General features: G+C 69.0%; 5 protein-coding genes. 1 reads left to right on the top strand and 4 read right to left on the bottom strand.

Annotation, left to right across the window (positions count from 1 at the left end; genetic code table 11):
• On the bottom strand, window positions 1-412 hold a 412-nt coding region (locus FKP22_RS24305; RefSeq protein ID WP_233446961.1), incomplete at its 3' end, for a universal stress protein.
• A gap of 48 nt (window positions 413-460) precedes the next feature.
• Between FKP22_RS24305 and FKP22_RS32635 the strand changes: the two genes are divergently transcribed.
• On the top strand, window positions 461-661 hold the full coding sequence (locus FKP22_RS32635) for a hypothetical protein (protein WP_170201060.1): 201 nt from the start codon (window positions 461-463) through the stop codon (window positions 659-661).
• On the opposite strand, the gene FKP22_RS24300 is transcribed toward FKP22_RS32635, so the two are convergent.
• The 3 genes from FKP22_RS24300 to FKP22_RS24290 form a co-directional block, all read right to left on the bottom strand.
• A complete protein-coding gene (locus FKP22_RS24300; protein ID WP_141290241.1) occupies window positions 651-959 on the bottom strand; it encodes a hypothetical protein in 309 nt (102 codons plus the stop codon). The genes FKP22_RS32635 and FKP22_RS24300 overlap by 11 nt on opposite strands.
• 254 nt (window positions 960-1,213) lie before the next feature.
• On the bottom strand, window positions 1,214-2,338 hold the full coding sequence (pstS, locus tag FKP22_RS24295) for a phosphate ABC transporter substrate-binding protein PstS (RefSeq protein WP_141290240.1): 1,125 nt from the start codon (window positions 2,336-2,338) through the stop codon (window positions 1,214-1,216).
• A gap of 99 nt (window positions 2,339-2,437) precedes the next feature.
• Complete coding sequence (locus tag FKP22_RS24290) at window positions 2,438-3,427, bottom strand: hypothetical protein (protein ID WP_141290239.1); 990 nt, start codon at window positions 3,425-3,427, stop codon at window positions 2,438-2,440.
• Between the last annotated feature and the right edge of the window lie 100 nt (window positions 3,428-3,527).

Genomic DNA, 3,527 nt, shown 5'->3' with positions numbered 1-3,527 from the left:
GCTTGCCGCTGTCGGTCAGCAGCGTGGCGATGAAGCCGGGCGGCACGGCGCCGGCCATGCCGTCCTGCGGGTCGACCTGGCCGAGCACCAGCAGATCGGCCAGCAGCGCATGCTGCAGCACGGTGGATTCGAAAAGCTCGTTGCCGGTCTCGGCCCAGGCCATGGTGCCCGCAGGCAACTGGCGCTCGAACAGTGCGCGCGCACGGCCGCGCTGTTCCCGGTCCAGCTGTTCGAACACGGCATAGGCCGATTCGGCGCCCGCTGCGCCGGCAAACGGCAGGGCCAGCAGCGTGGGCACCACGGCGTACAGCGCAGTCAGCGCCGCCTGGTGTTCACGCGCCAGCCCCTGGGCCAGCGTGAGCCGGTCGGCCGAGCGGGTCGATGCGTCGAGGTGGACGAGGATGTGCTTCATGGCGAGGGCCTCCGGTTGGGCGCGAATGGAACAGCGCAGCGTCCCATCATGAACACCGGAACCCCGGGCGCGTTGATGCGCATCAAGAACGGAGGCGCTCAGGCGCGCCGGCCGGCCTTCCTCTTGCTCGATCTGGCCCTGCGTGCGGACCCGGATGCTGCTGCCGCTGGCCGTGACCATCGGCAGCGCCAGGTCTCAGCCTCTCAGGGCTGGCCCAGGTTGCGATGGGTCTGCGCGCTCAAGGCATGAAGGCTGGCGAGATCGTCGAGACGGGGTCCTGCGTGGCCGGGTCGACCTGGGTGATCAGCCCCTTTTGCAGCAGCGCCTGCACGCTGTCGGGCACGCTGCTCTGGGCGGTTGGCCATTTGGCGGCAGCCTCGGCGTCCAGCAGGTCGGCCAGGTGGGCCAGCGGCGTGTAGCCATTGACCAGCAGCAGCAGGCGGCGCAGCGGCTCGGCCAGTTCGAGGTGGCTGTCGATCACCTGTTGCTGGCCTTCGGGCGTGCGGGCGAAGACCGCTTCACCGTTCAATTCAGCCTGGAAGTGCATGGAAACTCCTTCGTGGATACGCGGCGGGTTTCGTTGCGCGAACCGCAGCACATGGCGTGCCGGCGATGTTCGCGGGCAATGGAACGCACCCGGTTGGCGGGTGTTGTCTCGCTCCAAGGGGAGGGCAGGGGCGCTCAGGTCTTGTGGCAATCATCATAGGGCCAGTCTCCCCAGGCTGTGGCCCCCAAAGTGCCTGTCCCGGCCAATCGGCCAGGGCGGGCCTGTTCCCTTTGCCAGGCCTGCCGCAGGGAAAATCAGTTGAGCAGCCGGCCAATCAACTTCACGCCCAGCATTTCGCCCTTGGCGCCTGTCACCTTGGAAATTTCGCGGTAGGCGCTGGCCTGCACCTTGTCGGGCAGCGGCACGAACTTGGCCTGGCGGGCCAGCGCGTCGCCGTGCAGGTAAGCCCAGGTGACGAACTGCAGGGCGCGTTCCGCCCGCTCGGTCTGCTGGGCCACGCGCGGCACGGCAATGTAGGTGCCCATCGTGATGGGCCAGGTGCGCTGGCCGCGCATGTTGTTGATCGGCGCCGAGAAGTCGCCGTTGCTGTACCAGGTGCTGTGGGTCACCGCTTCGCGAAAGCCCTCGACGCCAGGGGCGACGAACTGCCCTTCGGCGTTTTTCAGCATCACGCCGGCCAGGCCATCGTCCAGTACATAGTTGTAGTCGATGTAAGCAATTGCGCCGGAGGTCGCGCGCAGCGTCTCGGAGACGGCGCTGCTGCCCTTGACCGCCAGTGCGCCTGCCGGCCAGTCGAAATGGTTGGCCACGCCGCGGCGCTGCTTCCATTCCGGGCTGACGCGGGCCATGTAGTCGGCGAAGTGCCAGGTCGTGCCCGAGCCATCGGCCCGCACTACCAGCCTGATCGCCAACGAAGGCAGCTTCAGCTCCGGGTTCAGCGCCTTCAGCTCCGGCGCATCCCACTGCGTGACCTGGCCGAGGAAGATGCGGGCCAGCAGCGGGCCGTCCAGCTTCAGCGCGTTTGGCCCGATGCGCGGCAGGTTGACCACCGGCACCACGCCGGTGATCACCGTGGGGAACATCACCAGGTCGTTTTTCTTCAGGTCCTCGGCGCTGGTCATCACGTCCGAGGCGCCGAAGTCCACGTCGCGCTTGGCAATGCGGGCCATGCCCGCGCCCGAGCCGACTGGCTCGTAGCTCAGCGTGTCGCCCTTTTCCCTGGCGTACTCGGCGCCCCAGATGCGGTAGACCGGTGCTGCGGCCGACGAGCCGGCGCCTGTGATGGCTTCCGCCCGGGCCGGTTGGACACCGCACAGTCCGGTCAGGCCGACCAGGCACGCCGACAGCAGCGGCAGAAGTCCACGCCTGTGGCGGGGGGAGGCGACGCGCTGGGCGGCGGCAGGAAGGAACAGGCTCATGGGGTACAGCAGTGACGGCGGCGCGGGAAAACCCGGTATTTTCGCTGACTTGGCCGGCCCCGTTCATGACCACGCCGTGACCGCCTCTGGCGCGAAGGTCTATGCCGCCGCACCCGGCTTGTGCGCTGCCCGCTGCGAGAGCTGTTCCAGCAGGCGCAGCAGGAAGGGCAGTTCCAGGTCCTCGGTGGCTTCTTCGCCTTCGCCAGCAGGCAGCGAATCGCCGAAGCGCACGCCGAAGTCCTCGGCCAGGCGCTGGTTGCAGCCTGCGAAATCGGCCAGCAGCTGCTGGCGCTCGTGGCGGCCCAGCAGGTGCCTCCTGGCCGGCAAGCCGTCGCGTGCCAGGGCCTCGGCGGCGCGCATCAGCGGCGGCAGCGCGTAGTCCAGCTGCATGCGGTTCATGCGGTTGAGCAGCAGCGCCAGCCGCATGTCGGGCGAGACATTGGCCTGCTCCCCGGGCAGGTCCAGCGCCGGCAGGCCCAGGCATTGTTCGAACGAGGCCAGCAGCCCGATCTCGCGCACGGCGGGGCCGTCGAAGTCCGACACCCGCACCCGGGCCGGCAGCGCAGCCCAGCGCGAGAGCATGGCGTGGTAGTCCAGTCGCGCCCGCGTGGCCTCGGCGCGAACGAAGCCCAGCATCGGCCTGGCCTCGCGGCGCAGCACTTCCCGCGTGAACTGGTTGAACAGCGATTCGGCAAACAAGTCCTGCCGGCGCAGGTAGCACAGCACCTCGATGTCGAAACTGTCCGCCAGCGGCGCGAAAAACGCCGGGATGCGTGGCACCGGTTCGGACAGGCCCTCCTCGCTGATCAGCATCGTGTGCGCGCCCAGCGCTGCCGCGGCCTGCCACTCCCGCATCAGCGTGCTGCGCTCGCGGTCCTGCAGCTGCGCGTCGTCCGAGATCGCGGCGCGGAACACCGAGCAGTGCTTGGGCTGTGCTGGCAGCGGCGGTCGGCTGGTGTCCGGATAGAACAGGCCGTGGTCCTGCAGCAGCCGTTCGCGCGCGGTGGCCAGGCCATGCTGCAGGCTGGTGGTGCCGGTCTTGTGGGTGCCGATGTGAAGCACCAGGCGAGGGCGGGTGGCCTGGCTCACAGCCGGTAGCGCCGGCCTTCGCCGCGGCCGAAGCGGGCGTAGTGCTGGCCAGGGTCCATGCCGGTGCGGGCCACATCGGCGTTCAGCGCGAGGTATTGCG

Source organism: Ideonella azotifigens (assembly GCF_006519715.1).
GTDB classification, from domain to species: domain Bacteria; phylum Pseudomonadota; class Gammaproteobacteria; order Burkholderiales; family Burkholderiaceae_C; genus Ideonella; species Ideonella azotifigens.
Note: the sequence above shows the minus strand (reverse complement) of the source record. Positions and strands in the feature narration are given on the sequence as shown.